This is a genomic window from Streptomyces sp. SGAir0957 (assembly GCF_043523415.1).
Window position 1 is genome coordinate 7,724,333 of record NZ_CP027293.1, and the last position, 18,200, is coordinate 7,742,532.

General features: G+C 73.0%; 15 protein-coding genes and 1 pseudogene. 6 read left to right on the forward strand and 10 right to left on the reverse strand.

Going from position 1 to position 18,200, the window contains the following annotated elements; translation table 11 throughout:
- The first annotated feature begins 72 nt into the window (after positions 1–72).
- The 3 genes from C1N81_RS40285 (at position 73) to trpS (ending at position 3,684) form a co-directional block, all read left to right on the forward strand.
- Positions 73–1,113 carry an NAD(P)-dependent alcohol dehydrogenase gene (locus C1N81_RS40285; protein ID WP_394436374.1) on the forward strand — a complete coding sequence of 347 codons (1,041 nt, stop codon included), beginning with the start codon at positions 73–75 and terminating at the stop codon, positions 1,111–1,113.
- A 138-nt stretch (positions 1,114–1,251) separates the two neighbouring features.
- Positions 1,252–2,475 carry a cytochrome P450 gene (locus C1N81_RS40290; RefSeq protein ID WP_394436375.1) on the forward strand — a complete coding sequence of 408 codons (1,224 nt, stop codon included), beginning with the start codon at positions 1,252–1,254 and terminating at the stop codon, positions 2,473–2,475.
- Between the two features lie 186 nt (positions 2,476–2,661).
- Complete coding sequence (trpS, locus tag C1N81_RS40295) at positions 2,662–3,684, forward strand: tryptophan--tRNA ligase (RefSeq protein ID WP_394436376.1); 1,023 nt, start codon at positions 2,662–2,664, stop codon at positions 3,682–3,684.
- Positions 3,685–3,705: 21 nt separating this feature from the next.
- On the opposite strand, the gene C1N81_RS40300 is transcribed toward trpS, so the two are convergent.
- The 6 genes and pseudogenes from C1N81_RS40300 to C1N81_RS40325 all read right to left on the reverse strand — a co-directional run bounded on the left by C1N81_RS40300 (position 3,706) and on the right by C1N81_RS40325 (position 9,017).
- Positions 3,706–4,980 (reverse strand): cytochrome P450, encoded by a 1,275-nt coding sequence (locus C1N81_RS40300; protein WP_394436377.1) that lies wholly within the window; start codon positions 4,978–4,980, stop codon positions 3,706–3,708.
- Positions 4,977–5,592, reverse strand: a pseudogene (locus C1N81_RS40305) (ATP/GTP-binding protein). Before C1N81_RS40305 ends, C1N81_RS40300 begins: the two are co-directional and overlap by 4 nt.
- On the reverse strand, positions 5,573–5,932 hold the full coding sequence (locus C1N81_RS40310) for a DUF742 domain-containing protein (protein WP_394436378.1): 360 nt from the start codon (positions 5,930–5,932) through the stop codon (positions 5,573–5,575). Before C1N81_RS40310 ends, C1N81_RS40305 begins: the two are co-directional and overlap by 20 nt.
- Positions 5,929–6,348 (reverse strand): roadblock/LC7 domain-containing protein, encoded by a 420-nt coding sequence (locus C1N81_RS40315; protein WP_394436379.1) that lies wholly within the window; start codon positions 6,346–6,348, stop codon positions 5,929–5,931. The genes C1N81_RS40310 and C1N81_RS40315 overlap by 4 nt, the downstream gene beginning before the upstream one ends.
- A gap of 101 nt (positions 6,349–6,449) precedes the next feature.
- Positions 6,450–8,135: a sensor histidine kinase gene (locus C1N81_RS40320; RefSeq protein ID WP_394436380.1), complete on the reverse strand. Its 1,686-nt coding sequence runs from the start codon at positions 8,133–8,135 to the stop codon at positions 6,450–6,452.
- 600 nt (positions 8,136–8,735) lie between these two features.
- A complete protein-coding gene (locus tag C1N81_RS40325; RefSeq protein ID WP_394436381.1) occupies positions 8,736–9,017 on the reverse strand; it encodes a zinc-ribbon domain-containing protein in 282 nt (93 codons plus the stop codon).
- Between the two features lie 219 nt (positions 9,018–9,236).
- On the opposite strand from C1N81_RS40325, the gene C1N81_RS40330 reads away from it, so the two are divergent.
- Positions 9,237–9,734 carry a peptidylprolyl isomerase gene (locus tag C1N81_RS40330; RefSeq protein ID WP_394436382.1) on the forward strand — a complete coding sequence of 166 codons (498 nt, stop codon included), beginning with the start codon at positions 9,237–9,239 and terminating at the stop codon, positions 9,732–9,734.
- Between the two features lie 164 nt (positions 9,735–9,898).
- On the forward strand, positions 9,899–11,242 hold the full coding sequence (locus C1N81_RS40335; protein WP_394436383.1) for a S28 family serine protease: 1,344 nt from the start codon (positions 9,899–9,901) through the stop codon (positions 11,240–11,242).
- A 6-nt stretch (positions 11,243–11,248) separates the two neighbouring features.
- Here the strand turns inward: C1N81_RS40335 and C1N81_RS40340 are convergent, their stop codons facing one another.
- Both C1N81_RS40340 and C1N81_RS40345 read right to left on the reverse strand, forming a co-directional pair.
- Entirely contained in the window at positions 11,249–13,432 is a 2,184-nt protein-coding gene (locus tag C1N81_RS40340) for an FUSC family protein (protein ID WP_394438541.1), read from the reverse strand.
- Positions 13,433–13,674: 242 nt separating this feature from the next.
- Positions 13,675–15,297, reverse strand: coding sequence for a penicillin-binding transpeptidase domain-containing protein (locus C1N81_RS40345; RefSeq protein WP_394436384.1), 1,623 nt, complete (start codon positions 15,295–15,297; stop codon positions 13,675–13,677).
- Between the two features lie 183 nt (positions 15,298–15,480).
- Here C1N81_RS40345 and C1N81_RS40350 point away from each other — a divergent pair, with 183 nt between their 5' ends.
- A complete protein-coding gene (locus C1N81_RS40350; protein ID WP_394436385.1) occupies positions 15,481–16,728 on the forward strand; it encodes an alpha/beta hydrolase family protein in 1,248 nt (415 codons plus the stop codon).
- A 9-nt stretch (positions 16,729–16,737) separates the two neighbouring features.
- On the opposite strand, the gene C1N81_RS40355 is transcribed toward C1N81_RS40350, so the two are convergent.
- Positions 16,738–17,610 carry an SGNH/GDSL hydrolase family protein gene (locus C1N81_RS40355; protein ID WP_394436386.1) on the reverse strand — a complete coding sequence of 291 codons (873 nt, stop codon included), beginning with the start codon at positions 17,608–17,610 and terminating at the stop codon, positions 16,738–16,740.
- A 166-nt stretch (positions 17,611–17,776) separates the two neighbouring features.
- Positions 17,777–17,938, reverse strand: a complete 162-nt coding sequence (locus tag C1N81_RS40360) for a hypothetical protein (RefSeq protein WP_394436387.1) — start codon at positions 17,936–17,938, stop codon at positions 17,777–17,779.
- Between the last annotated feature and the right edge of the window lie 262 nt (positions 17,939–18,200).

Here is an 18,200-nt window from a genome sequence, read left to right on the forward strand (position 1 = left end):
GTGTCCCATTGGGACGCGAAGGAGTTACGGTGGAGGGGCGGGGGTCCGCGAGAGCGACGAAGGAGTCGAGCCATGAAGGCACTTCAGTACCGGACCGTAGGGGCAGCGCCCGAGGTCGTCACCGTTCCCGACCCGGAGCCCGGCCCCGGGCAGGTCCTCCTGAAGGTCACCGCCGCCGGTGTCTGCCACTCCGACATCGCGGTCATGAGCTGGCCCGCGGAGGGCTTCCCGTACGAGCTGCCGCTCACCCTCGGCCATGAGGGCGTCGGCACCGTCGCCGCGCTCGGCGCGGGCGTCGGCGGCCTGGAGGAGGGTGACTCCGTCGCCGTCTACGGCCCCTGGGGCTGCGGCACCTGCGCCCCATGCGCGCAGGGCAAGGAGAACTACTGTCTGCGCGCCGACGAGCTGGGCATCCGCCCGCCCGGCCTGGGCGCCCCCGGCTCCATGGCCGAGTACATGCTGGTCGACGACGCGCGCCACCTCGTGCCGATCAACGGCCTCGACCCCGTCGCCACCGTCCCGCTGACCGACGCGGGCCTCACCCCGTACCACGCGATCAAGCGCTCGCTGCCCAAGCTGGTCCCCGGCTCGACCGCCGTGGTCATCGGCACCGGCGGCCTCGGCCACGTCGCCATCCAGTTGCTCCGCGCCATGTCCGCCACGCGCGTCATCGCCCTCGACGTCTCCGAGGACAAGCTCGAACTCGCCCGCAAGGTCGGCGCGCACGAGGCGATCCTGTCGAACGGCGAGGCGGCCGGAAAGCTCAAGGAGATGACCGGCGGCATCGGCGCCGAGGCCGTCTTCGACTTCGTCGGCGTACAGCCCACCGTCGAGCTGGCGGGCGCCGTCGCCGCCATCGAGGGCGACGTCACCATCGTCGGCATCGGCGGCGGCACCCTGCCCGTCGGCTTCGGGGCGACCAACTTCGAGGTCAGCGTCACCGCGCCGTACTGGGGCAGCCGCGGCGAACTCATCGAGGTGCTCGACCTCGCGCGGGCCGGCGCCGTCTCCGTGCACACCGAGACGTACTCGCTGGACGACGCGCCCCTCGCCTACGAGCGGCTGCACGACGGCAAGATCAACGGGCGCGCGGTGATCCTGCCCAACGGCTGACATCGGCCGCCACGGCGTCCGTTTTCGGCCACGAAATTCGTGTAGTCGTCAACTGACGGCGCGGAGAGGGCTGTTCCGGGTGGCGGGCGATCCCTAGCCTTGGCGGCGGATCGTCCGTTCACCCACTCAGGGAGCTCCATGTCCACCGCGCAGGTCCCCGACATCCTCTCGCCGGAGTTCGCAGAGAACCCCTACCCCGCGTACCGCGAGATGCGCGCGAACGCGCCCCTCTTCTGGCACGAGCCCACGCAGAGCTGGATCGTCTCGCGGTACGCCGACGTGGAACGCGTCTTCAAGGACAAGGCGGGCCAGTTCACCACCGACAACTACGACTGGCAGCTGGAACCCGTCCACGGCAAGACGATCCTCCAGCTCAGCGGGCGCGAGCACGCCGTGCGCCGCGCGCTCGTCGCCCCCGCCTTCCGCGGCAGCGATCTCCAGGAGAAGTTCCTCCCCGTCATAGAGGCCAACTCCCGCGCCCTGATAGACCAGTTCCGCCACACGGGCTCAGCCGACCTCGTCCACGACTACGCCACCCGGTTCCCGGTCAACGTCATCGCCGACATGCTCGGCCTCGACAAGGCCGATCACGCCCGCTTCCACGGCTGGTACACCGCCGTCATCGCCTTCCTCGGCAACCTGTCGGGCGACGCCGACGTCACGGCGGCGGGGGAGCGCACCCGCGTCGAGTTCGCCGAGTACATGATCCCGATCATCCGGGCGCGCCGCGAGAACCTCGGCGACGACCTGCTCTCCGCGCTGTGCGCCGCCGAGGTCGACGGTGTCAGGATGAGCGACGAGGACATCAAGGCGTTCTGCAGCCTGCTACTCGCCGCCGGAGGCGAGACCACCGACAAGGCCATCGCCAGCATCTTCGCCAACCTCCTCGTCAACCCGGAGCAGTTGGCCGCCGTCCGCGAGGACCGCTCCCTCATCGAGCGCGCCTTCGCCGAGACGCTGCGGTTCACCCCGCCCGTCCACATGATCATGCGTCAGTCGGCGGTCGACGTGGAGGTGTCGGGCGGCACGATCCCCGCCGGGGCCACCGTCACCTGCCTCATCGGCGCCGCCAACCGCGACGAGGACCGCTACGCGGACCCGGACCGCTTCGACCTCTTCCGCACCGACCTGACCGCCACGACCGCGTTCTCGGCCGCCGCCGACCACCTCGCCTTCGCGCTCGGCCGGCACTTCTGCGTCGGCGCGCTGCTCGCCAAGGCGGAGGTGGAGATCGGCGTGAACCAGCTCCTCGACGCCATGCCCGACGTCCGCCTCGCCGACGGCTTCGACCCGGCCGAGCAGGGCGTGTTCACCCGCGGCCCGCAGTCGCTGCCGGTGCGGTTCACGCCGCAGGCGTCCTGAGAACCCCGCCCGACGGGTGTTAGGCTCGTCGTATGTCCGACTTCTCGTGTCTGTGCTGGTGGCGCCTCGCTTAGAGGCGGCCACAGCCACGCACGAACCCAAGGGCCGTCCCCGGACGGCCCTTTTCTTCTCCCCAGAAGGTCATGCCGCCGTCCCGAGGGCGCCCGCGACCAGAGGGAGACCACCATGACCGGCACCGAAGAACTGATCCGCGAGGAGCCCGGCCGCCACCGCGTCCTCACCGGCGACCGCCCCACCGGACGCCTCCACCTCGGCCACTACTTCGGCACCCTGCACAACCGCGTCAGACTCCAGGACCTCGGCGTCGAGACCTTCGTCCTCGTCGCCGACTACCAGGTCCTCACCGACCGCGACGTGGCCGAGAACCTCAGCGAGTACGTGGAGGAGCTGATCCTCGACCATCTGGCCATCGGCATCGACCCGGACCGCTCCACGATCTTCACCCACAGCGCCGTGCCCGCGCTCAACCAGCTCCTGCTGCCGTTCCTCAGCCTCGTCTCCGTCGCCGAACTGAGCCGCAACCCCACGGTCAAGGACGAGATCGCGCACTCCCGGCAGGCGGCCGTCAGCGGCCTCATGTTCACGTACCCCGTGCACCAGGCCGCCGACATCCTCTTCTGCAAGGCGAACGTCGTGCCCGTCGGCCAGGACCAGCTGCCCCACCTGGAGATCACCCGCACCGTCGCCCGCCGCTTCAACGAGCGCTACGGCCACGGTGAGCAGATCTTCCCGCTGCCCGAGGCGCTGCTGTCCACCGCGCCGCTGCTGCTCGGCACCGACGGCACGAAGATGAGCAAGAGCCGCGGCAACGCCGTCGCCCTGTCCGCCGACGCCGACGAGACCGCCCGCCTCATCCGCGGGGCCAGGACGGACGCCGGACGCCACATCACCTACGACCCCGACGCGCGGCCCGAGGTCTCCTCCCTCGTCCTGCTCGCCGCGCTGTGCGAGGACGCCGACCCGCACCGGGTCGCCGAGGAGATCGGTGCCGGCGGAGGAGCCGCGCTGAAGCGCCGCGTCACCGACGCCGTCAACGGCCGCCTCGCCCCGATCCGGGCCCGCCGCGCCGCCTACGCCGAGGACCGCCGCTACGTCAGGGAGGTGCTCAGGGCCGGGAACGAGCGGGCGAACGCCATCGCCGACGCGACCCTGAAGGAGGTGCGTGCCGCTATGCGCGCCGACTACTGACGCCGCGGCCCGCACCCCGGCTCACTGGACGACCGGCGTGAAACTGACCGGCAGCTCGGTGAGCCCCCGCATCCAGATCGACGGCCGCCACCGCAGCTCCGCCGGGTCCACCGCCAGGACGAGGTCCGGCAGCCGGTCCAGGAGCGTCTCCACGGCCGTACGGGCGATCACGTCCGCGAGCAGGGGAGCCGGGTACGGGCAGCGGTGCTCGCCGTTGCTGAACGACAGGTGCGCCGCGTTCTCCGCGCCCACATGGGACTCCGGCCAGATCTGCGGGTCGGTGTTGGCCGCCGCGAGGCCGAGGACCAGGCAGTCGCCCGCGCGGATCTGCCGCCCGCCGAGCTGTGTGTCGCGCACCGCCCAGCGCCCGATGAAGTTCTGCGTCGGCGTGTCCAGCCACAGCACCTCGTTGAGCGCCTCGCCGACGCTGAGCCGCCCGCCCGACACGTTCAGGGCGAACCGCTCGTCCGTGAGGAGCAGGCGCAGGGTGTTGCAGATCCAGTTCGCCGTCGGGTTCTGGGCCGCCGCGATCACCGAGATCAGGTCCTGCACGATCTCCTCGTCGGTCAGGCCCGCCGGGTCCTGGATCATCCGCGAGGTGACGTCGGCGCCCGGCCGCTCCCGCTTCTCCTTGACCAGCCGCTGGATGCGCTCGCCGACGCGGACGTACGCGGCCACGGGGTCGTCGCCCTCGGCCGCGTCGAGGGAGATCTTCAGGTCGTCCACGAGGTCCTGGGTATCGGTGCCCGAGAGCGGCATCCCGCACATCCGCACCGCCGCGAGCATCGCGAGCGCGTGCGCGAACGCGTCCATCAGCTCGGCCTGCCCGCTGCCCGCGAACCCGGAGATCAGCCGGTCGGCGATGAGCCCGCACTCCCGGGCCAGCTCGAACTGGTCGACCTGTTCCAGCGCGTGCGTGATCACCCCCGCGCGCCGCCGGTGCTCCGCGCCCTCCGTGAAGAGCACCGAGGGCTGGTAGCCGACGAACGGGAGCAGCGGCCAGTCCGCGGGAATGCGGTCCCACTGGTTCCAGCGCCGCGAGTCCCGCGCGAACAGCTCGTCGTGCGCGGTCACGTAGCTCACCTCGGAGTAGCCGAGGACCAGCCACGCGGGCACGTCCCCGTCGAGCAGCACCGGCGCGACCGGGCCGTGCTCGCGCCGCAGCGCGCGGTACAGCTGGGACGGCGTCTGCTGGTACTCCAGGCCGCTGAGCGGGACCGCGCCCGCGTGCGCGGGGCAGCCCGGGGGCGGTCCGCCGGGCGAGTCGAGCGGGGGGAGCGGGCTCTGCTCGGTCACGGTGTCGTCTCCTGGGCCATGGCCAGTGCGTAGAGGTGGTCGACGAGGGTGATGAGCACGTCCTTGCCCGACGAGCGGACGCGGGGCGTCGCAGTCGATCATCGGCACGTGCTCGGGCAGCGCGAGGGCCTGCCTTATCTCGTCGAGGGAGTGGCGCACGGGTTCGTCGTCGAACCGGTTGACCGCGACCACGAACGGCGTGCCATGGTGCTCCAGGCGGTCGATCGCGTACCAGGAGTCGTCCATGCGGCGGGTGTCGACGAGGACGACCGCGCCGAGCGTCCCCGAGAACAGCCGGTCCCACAGGAACCAGAACCGCTCCTGGCCGGGCGCGCCGAACAAGTAGAGGACCATGCGGTCGTTGAGGCTGATGCGGCCGAAGTCGAAGGCGACGGTGGTCGTGGTCTTCGACGCCACGCCGGTCGTCTCGTCGACACCGACCCCGGCCTGCGTCATCACCTCTTCGGTGTTGAGCGGCCGGATCTCGCTGACGGAGCGGACCAGCGTCGTCTTGCCCACGCCGAACCCGCCGACCACGACGATCTTCAGGCCGGTGTCCGCGAGGGCGCCGAGCGGCGTGCGTGCGGGCAGTTCAGAGGTTGCGGAGCCCATGGAGCACCTCCTTGAGAAGGTCGGAATCGGGGAGCGAGGCGACGGTGGCGGCCGCGCGCGGATGCCGGGCGGTGACCTTGCCGCCGGCGAGCAGGTCGCCGAGCAGGATCCGGACGACCGTGATCGGCAGCTTCAGCTCGGCCGCGATCTCCACGACGGCGGCCGGCCGCCGGCACATCTCCAGGATGCGGACGTGCTCCGACTGCATCCCCGCGACCGGCTCGCACTCGCTGACCACGAGCGTCACCAGGTCGAACGACTCGTCGTCGACGCGGCTGCGGCCCCCCGTGACCGTGTAGAGCCGGTCCGGGTCGCCGGTGTCCACCGGCCGCCGCGTCATGAGGCGCCGCCCCCGGGAGCCGACTGACGCGGCTCGGCCCGCAGGTGCTCGCCGATCTGCTCGACCAGCTCCGTCATCTGGTGCCCGACCACGCCCGGGTCGGCGTCCTCGTCGGCGATGACCGCCAGGTGCGCGCCCTCGCCCGCGTCCACGATGAACAGCAGGCCGCCGTGGAACTCGGTCATCGAGTGCCGCACGCCGCCGCTCCCGTCGCCGAACTCCACCGAGGCGCCCTGCGCGAGCGCCTGGATGCCGGAGCAGATCGCCGCGAGCTGGTCGGCCTGGTCGAGGGTGAGGTGCTCGCTCCAGCAGAGCTTGAGCCCGTCACGGGACAGGACGAGGGCGTGCCGGGTGCCGGGGGTGCGCTGGAGCAGGCTCTCCAGGAGCCAGGTCAGGCTGGTGTCAGTGGTCTGCATGGCGGGGTCGGGCGGCGCTGCGTCCGGCGGGGCCGGACACCGCCCGTGCCTCCAATCTCACGGTGTCGAGCGGGGGGTTACGAGATGTCGGGGGGCGCGGCCTACTCGGGGCGTTCGGTGTCCTGGCCCTTGCGGCCGCGGTGGAAGGCGCCGAAGCGGGCGCCCGCGTCCCGGCCCGGCGGGGTGGCCCGGTCGGCGGCGGGCCGGGCGGACTGCCGCCCGCGCTCCTGCTCGGCGGCGGCCATGGTGCGGCCCGGCGGCCGGACCGGCAGCCCGTTCGGGGTCGCCGACGCGGGCTTGGCGGGGCGGGGTTCGCCCGTCCCGGCGGGTTCGGCGGCGGGGCGGGGTTCGCCCACCCCGGCGGGCTCGGCGGACGCGGGCTGCTCGGCGCGCTCGTGCGTCTCCGCGGGGGCCGGGCGCGGCGCGGGCAGGCCGGGGGAGTGCACGAGGTCGCGCTGCTGGGCCAGGAGCTGGGGCGGCAGCAGGACGACGACGCCGGTGCCGCCGCGCGAGGACGGCCGGTAGTTGACGTCGATGCGGTACTTCGCCGCGAGCCGGCCGACGACGGCGAGCCCGAGCCGGGTGCCCTGCAGCGAGGCGAGGTCGGTGAGCTGCCCGGACACCGCCTGCTCGGCGCGGCGCATCGCCGCGTCGGCCATCTTCAGGCCGCTGTCCTCGATGGTCACGACGAGCCCGGCGGAGCGTTCCTCCACGTAGACGTGGACCTCGTCGATGGGCGGCGAGAAGTTGGCCGCGTTGTCCATCAGCTCGGCGAGGAGGTGCATGACGCCCTCGGCGGCGAACCCGGCGATCGCCGCGTCCGTGGCGCAGTGCAGCCGCACCCGCTGGTAGGCGGCGATCCGGCCGACGGCGCCGCGCAGCACGCTCTCCATCACGATCGGCTTGTTCCAGGCGCGGCTGGAGCGGCCGCCCATGAGCAGGGCGAGCCGGTCGGTGAGCAGGCCGAGCTGGGACGTGGCGTGGTCCAGGCGCAGCAGGTCGCCGAAGACCTCCTCGCCGTGGCGCTCCTGCATGGAGCGCAGGTCGGCGAGCATACTGACGGACTTCGCCTGGACGCGGCTGAGCGCCTTGGCCGAGGCCGCCTGCGCGGCGGCCGAACCGCGCTCGCTGAGGGCGAGTTCGCGCAGGAACGCCTCGGCGGGCACGCGCAGGAGCGGGCTCCTGGGCCAGTCGAGCTCCGCGAGCACCGTCTCGGCCGAGGAGCCCTCGCGCAGCCGGGCGACGGCCGCGGGAAACGTTTCCCCGGTGAGCCGCTCCAACTCCCGTGCCGCGCCCTCCAGTTCACCGCGGGCGGCGTCACGCTCCGCCGCCGCGTGCACGGCCTCCCGTACGGAGGTCTCGACGGCGGCCGTGAACTCGTCGAGCAGGCGCCGCAGTTGAGGGTCGGAGGGGGCCGTGACCGGGCCCGCCGCCGCCGTCTCGCGCAGCTGCCGCAGGACACCGGGCAGCGTCACGTTCACGAGCTGTGCCGCCTCGGCCGCCTGCTGGGTCAACCGGCCCTGCGCCTGGGCCAGTTCGGCCCGCGCCCGCGCGCCCGAACGGCGGGCGCGGCCGAGCAGGACGGTGCCCACGACGACGGCGACGGCCAGGCACACCCAGGCGACCGCGGCCGTCCACAGCGCCCAGGTGCGGGCGGCCGACGGGGCGAGGGCCGCGGCGGCGCCGGCGGCGGCCGCCGCCACCACGAGCACGGCGAGCGCCGGGCCGAGCGGGGAGCGTTCCGCCTTGGCCATCGCGTGCGGGCTGGGGGGTGCAGGCACTGACATTCCGCGGGTCCCTCGGTCCTTGAGTGGGAAGCGACGAGCCGACCGGTCGAGTCGGCTGCGGATCCGGCCAGCGGGCGTCGAAAGGGACGCCGATCTTCCGGACCGTACGGCGCTCATGCTAGTCATGGAGCGGGCCGAACAGACCGGACAAGCCGGATAGTCCGCCTCACCGGTGACTTCGTCGTGAAGTCGCCGTCGAACGGCGGGGGCGTGCTACTCACCGGGTCCGCCCGATTCGGCCTCGGAAACACCGAAAAACCGGGCCGTGCGCGGCGGCGCCGTCCGCTTGGTGCACGCGGCATATGCGGCCGACGGGTGCCGTGACCCAGTCGTGACCGAAGCTTTTCAGCCATCGTTGACGCGCTCGGCGCCCTCCCGCCGGGGCTCGGTGGGGCCCCGCGGGCGCGTGGCCGCGCACCCGCCAAGAGTGCGCGCGAAAAATTCGGCGGCAGGCGCGCATGTCCCGGCCCAACGAGGGCACCCGCAGGGTGAGCGGCTCCAGCACCCCTACCCCCCGGGCGCTCGAGTCTGTGGCCCCGTCTCCTCCTCTCCCCCCTGTGAGGCGACGGGGCCTTCTCATGCGCGGCGGGGGGACCGGTGTCAGCCCTGGTGGTGATGGGGCTGCTGCGCCCCGTAGCCCTGCGGCGCGGCGGGCTGCGCGAGCATCGCCTCCGCCTGCTCCTTGCCGATCTGGTGCTCGACGCCGCAGAACGTGCACTGCGTGCGGAACTTCGTCGACACCGGGAACAGCGGGATGAAGAACAGGGTGAACTTCGTGACGTACTTGCGCAGCGTGTGCGCCGTGGGGTTGCCGCAGCTGCCGCATACGAAGGTGAGTATCGCGAGCTGGAAGACGTAGCCTCGCGTCCCGAAGATGATCATTTCTGGTCCCTCCCGTTCCGTGGCCACCGCCGGGCGGCCGGGGCCAGGACGTCATCGTAGGCAGCGGGCCCGCCGCTCCCACAAGCCGTGACGCCGCGGCCGGCCTTCGCGCGAGCGCCGCGCTAGCGCCGCGTGAGTATTGCGTCACACAGCGTACGAACCGGGCCGGGATGCCGGGGCGAATCGGCAATCCGGGGGTCGTGATGCAAGGATTGCGGCATGGCAATCAAGACCTACTTCGACATCACGATCAACGACGAGCCCGCCGGGCGGATCACGTTCAACCTCTTCGAGGACATCGTCCCGAAGACCGCGGAGAACTTCCGCGCCCTGTCCACGGGTGAGAAGGGCTTCGGCTACGCCGGCTCCTCCTTCCACCGCGTCATCCCGCAGTTCATGCTCCAGGGCGGCGACTTCACCGCCGGCAACGGCACGGGCGGCAAGAGCATCTACGGCGAGAAGTTCGCCGACGAGAACTTCCAGCTCAAGCACACCAAGCCGGGCCTGCTCTCGATGGCCAACGCCGGCCCGAACACCAACGGCTCGCAGTTCTTCATCACGACGATCGTCACCGACTGGCTCGACGGCAAGCACGTCGTCTTCGGCGAGGTCGCGGACGAGTCGTCCATGGAGCTCGTGAAGAAGATCGAGGCCCTCGGCTCCCGCTCCGGCGCCACCTCGGCAAAGATCACCATCGCCGCGTCCGGTCAGCTCTGACCGGCCGCCGCTGAACGACGCCCGGAGCCGGGGCCCCGCCACAGAGGCGGGCCCCGGCTCCGGGCTTTTCCCTGCGACCCCAACTGCCTGCCGCGCGGCTCGGGTTAAGGTCTCGGTCACCGCACCAGAGATCCACTCCACGTTCCCCGACCCGGGAGGTCTTCGTGCGTCTGCGCACCCTGCCCACGCTGCTCCTTTCCGCCGCTCTCACCGCGGGCGCGCTCGCCGCCACCGCGGCACCGGCCACCGCGGCACCGGCCACCGCCCAGAGCCGCGCGAGCGCGTCCTTCGAGGACCAGCTGCGCGCGATACCCGGCGTCACCGTCACCGGTGTCACGGAGAAGGAGGGCTTTCCGCTCTACTCCCTGTCGATAACCCAGCCGATCGACCACGACCACCCCCGCGCGGGCACCTTCCAGCAGCGCTTCACGCTCTGGCACAAGTCGGCCGCGAAGCCCGTCGTCTTCTACACCGGCGGCTACGGCCTCTCCTCGACCACCCGCGAGCCCACGACGCTCCTCGACGCCAACCAGCTCAGCGTCGAGCACCGCTTCTTCGGCCCGTCCGTCCCGGCCGGGGGCACCCCGTGGAAGAAGATGACCGTGCAGCAGGAGGCCGCCGACGAGCACGCCATCGTCCGCGCGATCCGCCCGCTGTACGAGAAGTCCTCGAAGTGGCTCGCCACCGGCGGCAGCAAGGGCGGCATGACCGCCACCTATCACTACCGCTTCTACCCGCGCGACTACGACGGCGTCGTCGCCTACGTCGCCCCGAACGACGCCAACAACAGAGACGACTCCACGTACGACCGCTTCTTCAGGACGGTCGGGACGAAGGAGTGCCGCACCGCGCTCGACGCCGTGCAGCGCGAGATGCTCGTCCGCCGCGACGCGCTCCTGCCGAAGTTCGAGAAGACCGCGAAGGACGCCGGGTACACCTTCAGCAACACGCTCGGCACCACCGACCGCGCCTACGAGTTCGCCGTCCTGGACCAGGTGTGGAACTTCTGGCAGTCCGGCACCGTCGCCGACTGCCCGACCGTGCCCGACGCGAGGACCGTCTCCGACGACGCCCTCTACCAGTGGTCCCTCGACCACGGCCTGTCCATCTACGAGGACTCCACCCTCGGCGCCAACAGCTCCGGCCCCTACTACCGCCAGGCCGCCGCCCAGCTCGGCTGGGCCGACCTCGCCTTCAAGCACCTCAAGGGCGTGCGCCACTACCCGGACATCTACCAGCCGAACTCGGTGCTCCCCGCCGACATGCGCACCAGCTACGACGGCACGGTCATCAAGGGCGTCGACAAGTGGGTGCGGACGCAGTCGCAGCGGATGCTGTTCGTGTACGGCCAGAACGACCCGTGGAGCGCCGAGCAGTTCACGCCCGGCAAGCGCGACTCGTACAAGTACATCGTGCCGAACTCCAACCACAACGCGCGGATCTCCGCGCTCCCCGCCGACCAGCGGGACGCGGCCACCGCGACCATCAAGCGGTGGGCGGGGCAGTAACCGCCGCTACTTGCGCGGTCCCACCGGCACACCGAGCGGCCTGGCCAGACCCGTGATGCCCTCGTCGAGGCGTTGCAGGTGACGCAGGACGCGGAAGGTGACGGTGTTCGCCGCCGGGACGCCGAGGCCGTCGGTCTCCAGCATCGCGGCGATGCTCGCCCCCGACTCGACGCTGCCCGTCGTGTCCGTCTCGTCGACGTGCGCGACGAGCACGTCGATGTTGTGGGCGATGCGGCGCGCGGCCCGGCCGAGGCGCGGGTCGGCGCCGACCCGCTTGCTGTACGGGACCAGTTCGGCGGTGGCCGCGAGGGAACGCGCGTGGTACGCCGAGGTCTCCAGGAGCGCCACCAGATAGCGGACGGTCTGGCGGCGCTCCCGCAGCGGCGTGATCGGGTGGGTCAGGGGCCGGGTGGAGCCGCGCAGGTCGTCGAGGGCGGTGTCCAGATCCCTGGCCTTGTCCAGGAGGTCGGCCGCCGGGCCGCCGCTGAGCTGGCTCACCGCGCCCGCCACGACGTCGCCGAGGCGTTCGAGGACGGTGGCGAGCAGCTCGTCGGTGCGGCTGTCGGTCTTCACCGGGAGGACGAGGACGGCCGCGATGATGCCGCACGCCGCGCCGAGGGCGGTCTCCTCGATGCGCAGGATCAGCACGTCGAAGCTGTAGGTGTTCAGCAGGGTGTAGAGCAGGCCGAGCATCGCCGTCACGAAGAACGACATCAGCGCGTACGACAGCGGCGCGGTGAAGAACATCGCGAAGACGCAGAGCAGGACGAGGACGAACGCGAGCCAGGTGTGGTTGCCGACGGCCCCGGCGAGGACGACACCGGCGACGACGCCGAGGACCGTGCCGAGCAGGCGGCGGTAGCCCTTGACGACGATCTCGCCGGTCGACGCCGTGTTGAGGAAGACGACCCAGCACGTCAGGACGGCCCAGTACCAGCGCTGGGTGGAGAGGAACTCGCCGCCGACGATGGCGAGCGCCGAGCCGACGGCGACCTGGAAGGCGGCGCGGGTGGTCGGCCGCCGGAGCCCCTTCGGCTCCTCGTCCTCCGTGGCGGCGGCGGGCGCCTCCTTCTCCGCCGTTATCGACACGTCCTCCGCGTCGAACTCCTCGCGCGAACGCGTCGTGGCGGGGGAGTCGTCGGACTCGTCCTGCGGCCCGTCGAGCGCGAGGCGCAGACCCAGGACGGCGCGGGCCGTCTCACCGATACCGCGGAACACGTCCTGCGCGGCGAGCGTGGCGCCCGGCGGGATGGCCTCCTCGTCGCGGTAGCCGAGCAGGCGGTTGCGGACGTGGGCGACGGCGGTGCCCCGGTTGGCGTCGGCGGGGCGCGACGCAAGGAGGTACAGCGCGGCCAGGTCGCGGCGGAGCGTGGCCGTCGCCTCGTCCTCACGGGGCAGCAGCGAACCCGCCGCCGGGACCGGGGCGCCCGGCAGGTGCAGGGTCAGGGTGTCGGCGCGCTCGGCGCTGCGGGCGTTCAGGAGCAGCATGCCGAGGCGTTCGGCGGCGACCTCGGCGTCGGCGACGCGGCGCTGGATCAGCGCGGCGGTGGCGTCGTCGCGGGCGCCGTCCTCCAGGCGGGCCTGGATCATCAGCGCGGCCTCGTGCAGCCGGGCGGTGTGGCGGCGCAGATCGTCGAGGACGTCGTCGAGTTCGCCGGGAGGCGCGTCGAGGAGCCGGGTCTGTGCGGTGACGAGCTGGCCGAGCCGGGCCCGGAACGCCTCGCGAAGCCGTCCGAGGACGCGCTGGGGTGTCTCGGGGACGAGGACGAAACGGGCCACCGCGCTGCACGCGAAGGCGATCGCCAACGTGCCGTAGAGGGTGGGCAGTTGGCTCACCGTCGCGTTCACGAACAGGGACACGAAGTAGACCTGGAAGCCGATGAGGCCGAGCGCGGTGCCCCGGTCGCCGAATCTGCGACTGTAAACCGCGGCGAAGATCAGCGCGACGAAGAACAGATCACCGGCGACGACGTGGCTGTGCAGGAGCGCCCCGAGCGACATCGCCACGAGCGCCATCGGCAGGCCGAGCGCGAGCGTCACCGCCTGCCCGCGCACCGTCTTCTCGCGGATGGCGAAGGTGCCGACCATCGCCGTCATCGCGCCCGCGACCATGTGCGTGACCTGGGTCCCGGCCAGCCCGAGCACCGCGAGGGCCAGGCCGATCGCGGCGACCGTCCGCAGCCCGGCCATCAACCGCAGGAGTCCGGGGTCGGACGCCACGAAGCGGTCCCACGTCCCGGCCCGGCGGGGCCGTTGTGCCACCAGGGTCACCTGTGCTCACTCCAAGATCGATCCGACGTTCGTGCCCCCGAGCATACGAGGGAGCGAACGCGGCGTTGGCGTGAGCATGGCCTGGGCTTTCGCGCCGGGCGCGGCTGTCATCCGTGGGGCTGTGCGATGTTCACGGAGCTGAACCGGCGCGCCGCGCCGCGTCAGCCACCGGCCGACGTCAGCACGGCCGCCACGAGCGGGCCCGAGGACGCGCCGCCCCGGCCGCCGCGCACCATCACGGCCGCCGCGGCGAGGTCACCGCGCCAGGCCGCGAACCAGCCGTTGGGCTTCTCCTGCCCGGTCACCTCGGCGGAGCCGGTCTTCGCGCCGATGTCCCCGCGCAGGCCCGCCATGGCGCCCGCCGCCGAACCGGACGTCGCCGTCGTGTGCAGCAGGTCCCGCAGCTGGTCGTGCGCGCGCGGCACCAGGGCCCGGCGCGCCGTGGCGAGCTTGCGGTGATCGACGGACGGGGCGACGAGGAAGGGCTGCCGGAACCGCCCGGTCCGGGCCGTCGAGACGACCGACGCCATGGTCAGCGGGTTCATCCGCACCCGCGCCTGCCCGATGAGGGAGGCCGCCTTGGACGCGGCGTGCTCGACCGGCACCGCCCCGTCGAACGCGCCGACGCCGACCGACCAGCCCGCGCCGATCCCGAAGACGTCCCGCGCCTGCCGGGACAGGTCGTCGTCCGCGAGCTTGCCCGCCTGCGAGACGAAGGCGGTGTTGCACGACGCGGCGAAGCTGTCGCGGAAGGTGCCGCCGCTGATGTCGAAGTCGTCGACGTTGTGGAACCGCCAGCCGCCGTACGAGGCGGTCCTCGGGCACGGATGCGGCTTGTCCGGGTCGGCGATCCCCTTCTCCAGGAGCAGCGAGCCGGTGATCATCTTCATGGTCGAGCCGGGCGCGAGCCGCCCTTCGAGGGCCCTGTTCCGCGCGTCCCCGCCCGAGTCGGCGACGGCGAGGATCTCCCCGGTCGACGGCTTGAGCACCACGATCGAGGCGTCGGCGCGCCGGGCGACCTCCCGCTCCGCCACCTTCTGCACGCGCGCGTCGAGCGTCGTCCGCACCCGTCCGGGCCGGCCCTCCGGGACGGAGAGCAGCGCCGTGCCGCCCGGCCGCTTCGCGTGCGCGCCGGCCGCGCCCGCCGCCGCGAGCCGCAGCTCGACGCCCGGCGTGCCGCCCGCCGTCTTCCCGTACGTCCGCCGCAGCCCGTCCACGAGCGGGCCGAGCGAGGGCATGGCCCGGGTGTCGAGGGGGTGCCCGGCCCGGTCGAGGGCGCGGACCGGCGCCTCCCCGGCCTGCCGCGCCACGAGGCGGCGGCCCTGCCCTAGCCCCGGATGCAGCACCCGCGGCTCCCAGCGCACGACGGCCTTCCCGTCCCCGGCACGCCGCACGACGGTCAGCGCCGTGGTGTACGTGAGGGGCGCGCGGGCACCCTCGTACGCGAACTCGGACTCCACCGAGAACGGGACGCGCGCGCCCGCCGCCGTACCCGGGCGCAGGTCGCGCGCCACGAGGTGGGCGCCGTCGCGGTAGTCGCGGAGCGCCGCCCCGGCCGCCCGCGCGTCGTCCGTGCGGTCCGCCGCCGCGGCCGTGTCGCCGCCGGCCCAGGCGTCGAGGAAGCCGTGCGCCGCCGAGCGGACCTCCGCCGCCGACAGGGGCCCGGACCGCGGGGCGGTGTCCTGCCCGCCGAGCACGGCCCAGGCGCAGTACCCCGCCCCGGCCAGGCCGAGCGCCGCAGCGCCCGCGGTCCAGAGGTGCCGTCTCCTGCGCTCGCCGCTCACGGGTCTCCGCCCTGCCGCCTGGAATGTCCGGGAGCTCTCACCGTAGGGCGGGCGACCGGGCCGCTCCCTGTCGGAATGCGCCGTTCAGGGGCGTGCGCGCGGCGATCCTGGGGGCTGCCCCCCAGTTGCCGTGGCGGGGCAGCCGGATGGTGCGGGCCGCCTCCGCGCGGCGAGTCTGGTGCCATGGACGATCACGCGACCACCGCACCCTTCCGGCCCGCCCGCCGCTCCGTACTCACCGCCTGCGCCGCACTGCCGGCGCTCGGCGCCACCCCGGCGGCCGCCGTCACCCGGGCCCCCGCGACGCGGCGTGTGCGACTGCGGCTGCCCGCGCCGACGGGCCCGTACGCCGTGGGCACGACACGCCTGCACCTCGTGGACAGGGCCCGGCGCGACCCGTGGACCGGAGCCCCGGCGCGCGAGCTGATGGCGGACGTGCGCTACCCGGCCCGCTCCGTGGCGGGGCACCCCCGCGCCGCGCAGATGACGGCGCGGGAGGCGGCGGGCTTCGACCGGCTCAACAACTTCGGAGGACTGCCCGCGGGCCGCGTCGACTGGGCCGCGACCCGCACCTTCGCCCACCGCGCCGCGCCGCTGGACCGCACGGTGCCGCATCCGGTGGTGCTGTACTCGCCCGGCGTCCTCGACCCGCGCACGTTCGGCACCACCCTGACCGACGAACTCGCCTCGCACGGGTACGTGGTCGTCGCGATCGACCATCCCTACGACGTGTCGGCGGTCGAGTTCCCTGACGGGCGCGTGGCGACGAGCGTCCTTCCGCGGGAGTTCGCCGCCGCGCAGGAAGCGGGCCCGGCCGCGGTGACCGCCCTCATGGAGAGGACCACCGCGGTCCGCGTCGCCGACCTGCGCTTCGTCGTGGACACGGTGGAGCGCGCCTTCGCCGACGGGAGGCTGCGCCGGGCGCCCGTCGGCGCGTTCGGCCAGTCCGCCGGCGGCTTCGCCGCTCTCCAGGCCCTCCACGACGACCGGCGGCTCGCCGCCGCGGGCAACCTGGACGGCGTCCTCGCCTACGTCGGCGACGACCACGAGGATGGCCACTGGTCCACCGTGGCGGCCGAGGGCACGGACCGCCCGCTGCTCCTCATGGGCAGCGACGGCAACGACCGCACCACCGTGCCCTCCTGGCGCGAACTGTGGCGGCACAGCACCGGATGGCGCCGCGACCTCACCCTCCGGGGCTCCCGGCACGCGACGTACACCGACGCGGCGACCCTGCTCCCGCGGATCGCCGCGTCGCTCGGCCTCGACCGGGAGACGCTGACCGGCTGGGTCGGCACGCTCCCGCCGCACCGCGCGGTCGCGGCCCAGCGCGCGTACGTGACCGCCTTCTTCGACCGTCATCTACGGGGCAGGGACCGCGGCCTCCTCGACGGCCCGTCGGCACGCTTCCCCGAGGTGGACTTCGTGTAGCCGTCGCTCCTACAGGCCGAGGGCGTCGATCACGAGGTCCGCCATCGCCGCCTCGCCCCGCGCGTTCGGGTGCACGGGCACGAAGTTCGTGCCGAACAGGGCGGGCTCCACCCAGCGCGTGCCGGCCGCCTGGCAGGCGTCGTGGCCCTCCGACGCCCCGGACAGGTCCACGTAGGTCGCGCCGGTCTCGGCGGCGGCGCGCCGCACCGCGTCGTTCAGGTGCGTCTGGATGTCGCGCACGTACGGCACGTCGCCGGAGGCGATCGGCATCTTCACGAAACAGCCCGCCTTCGCCGTGGGCGGCATGATCCACGGATAGCCGAGGATCGCGACGCGCGCCTGCGGCGCCTTGTTCACGGTCGCCCGGAGGGCCGCCTTCACCGCCGGGTACGTCTTGGTGTCGATGTCGTCGGCGAACGTGTCCCCGTACAGGGTCGCGCACGGATGCCCCTGCCCGGCCGTGGCGATGCCCGCGGAGGCGCAGGCCAGGATCGTGCTGATGAACGTGTTGTTGTCGTTGCCGCCGATCGTCATGGTGACGAGGCGGGTGTCGGCGCCGAGGGCGTCCAGCTGCGGGGGGACGCCGGGGTACTGCGCGGCCGTGTAGTCCTTCGTCTGGGCCGCGCCGCAGGTCACGTCCTTGAGCGTGGCGCCGGTGCGCTGGGCCAGGACGTGCGGGTAGTTGGCGCTGGAGCGGGCGCAGAGGGGGCTGGCCGACGGGTCGAGCGGGAGGACGCCGGACGCGGCGCTGTAGCTGTCGCCGAGCGCGACGTACGGCAGGGGCTGCGGTGCCGCCTGCGCCGGGACGGTGAGGCCGAGGCCCGCCACGGTCGCCGCGGCGGCCAGGGTGGCGCAGTGCTTCGCGAACGCGCGAATCGCCATCTGTTGCTCCTTCGAAACCCGCTCGGCCCAAGGCCAAGTTCCGGATGAGACAGGGGATTTCAGCGCTGTTGATTGAAGCTACCGACGAGTTCGAATTTGCGTCAATAGGCGTGCACGCAGTCGTGCCCCGGGGCGGACGGGGTCACGGGAAGGCGCCGGCGCGCGCTCAGTTGTTCTGCGCGGCGTCCTGGGGGATGTCGAAGTCGAGGACATCCTCCGCGGTGCGCTCGGTCTGCTGCGCCGCTTCGCGGACATCGGCGAGCACGTCGCCCTGCTCGTCGACGAGACGGTCGTAGATGGGCGCCGGGGCGCTGGACGGTGCGGGCACGGACGAAGCTCCTGATCTTCCGGCGGCAAGGGCTGCCACCTGCTGGTTCAAAACAAAAGGGGACCCTACGCGTCCGCTTCCGGCACCGGTCGGGCGGGGTGCGTCCAGGTCCCCGGACGGTCTGGCCGAAAGGCGCGGCGGTGCCCGGAGAGCCGGGGCGCGGGGGCAGCGGAGTGGCGGGCGAGTGCGTCGATGTCGGGGCAGGCCGCGCATTCCGGTCGGGTTCGGGCCAAGTGCGGGCAAGTCCGGGACGGCGGGAGCG